Origin of the sequence: Streptomyces shenzhenensis (assembly GCF_003688995.1) — a bacterium.
GTDB classification, from domain to species: domain Bacteria; phylum Actinomycetota; class Actinomycetes; order Streptomycetales; family Streptomycetaceae; genus Streptomyces; species Streptomyces shenzhenensis_A.
This window is the reverse complement of sequence record NZ_PENI01000091.1, coordinates 1-998: the sequence shown is the minus strand read 5'-3', so window position 1 is coordinate 998 and position 998 is coordinate 1. Positions and strand designations below refer to the sequence as shown.

The following is a 998-nucleotide window of genomic DNA, read 5'->3' as shown; positions in this document are numbered from 1 at the left end:
CGAGGACGCCGACGGGATCACCGGCCGTATCTCCGAGGCCGGCGGCACCCCCCTGCTCGTCGCCGTCGAGGACGAGGCGGGCGCCCGGGTGCTGGGCGTCATCCACCTCAAGGACGTGGTCAAGGACGGCATGCGGGAACGGTTCGACGAACTGCGCCGCATGGGCATCAGGACAGTCATGATCACGGGGGACAATCCGTTGACCGCGAGGGCGATCGCCCAGGAGGCGGGGGTGGACGACTTCCTCGCGGAGGCCACGCCCGAGGACAAGATGGCCCTCATCAAGCGGGAGCAGGCGGGCGGCAAGCTGGTCGCGATGACCGGTGACGGCACCAACGACGCGCCCGCGCTGGCGCAGGCGGACGTCGGGGTGGCGATGAACACCGGTACGTCGGCCGCCAAGGAGGCCGGCAACATGGTCGACCTCGACTCCAACCCGACCAAGCTGATCGAGATCGTCGAGATCGGCAAGCAGCTCCTGATCACCCGGGGCGCGTTGACCACGTTCTCCATCGCCAACGACGTGGCGAAGTACTTCGCGATCATCCCGGCGCTGTTCGCGGCCGTCTACCCGGGCCTGGACAAGCTGAACATCATGCGGCTGTCCTCGCCCGACTCCGCGATCCTGTCCGCGGTCGTCTTCAACGCGCTGATCATCATCGCGCTGGTGCCGCTGTCCCTGAAGGGCGTGCGGTACCGGCCGCTGAGCGCGGACCGGCTGCTCCGCCGCAACCTCGGGATCTACGGCATCGGCGGCCTGATCGCCCCCTTCATCGGCATCAAGATCATCGACCTGCTCATCTCCCTCATCCCCGGAATCGGCTGATCGCCATGAACAACTCCGTAACGAACACGGTCCGGTTGCTCGGGGCGGGCCTGCGCGCCCTCCTCGTGCTCACCCTGGTGACCGGTGTCATCTACCCGCTGGTCGTCACCGGCATCGCCCAGGGGCTGTTCCACGGCAGGGCGAACGGCTCCGAGATCACAGCGGACGGCAG

Annotated in this window: 2 protein-coding genes; both read left to right on the top strand. The window is 67.8% G+C overall.

Features of this window, described 5'->3' with window-relative positions; genetic code table 11:
* The coding region (locus CTZ28_RS46335; protein ID WP_121895956.1) for an HAD-IC family P-type ATPase at positions 1 to 826 on the top strand (826 nt) is incomplete at its 5' end.
* Between the two features lie 5 nt (positions 827 to 831).
* The coding region (locus tag CTZ28_RS46330) for a potassium-transporting ATPase subunit C (protein WP_121895957.1) at positions 832 to 998 on the top strand (167 nt) is incomplete at its 3' end.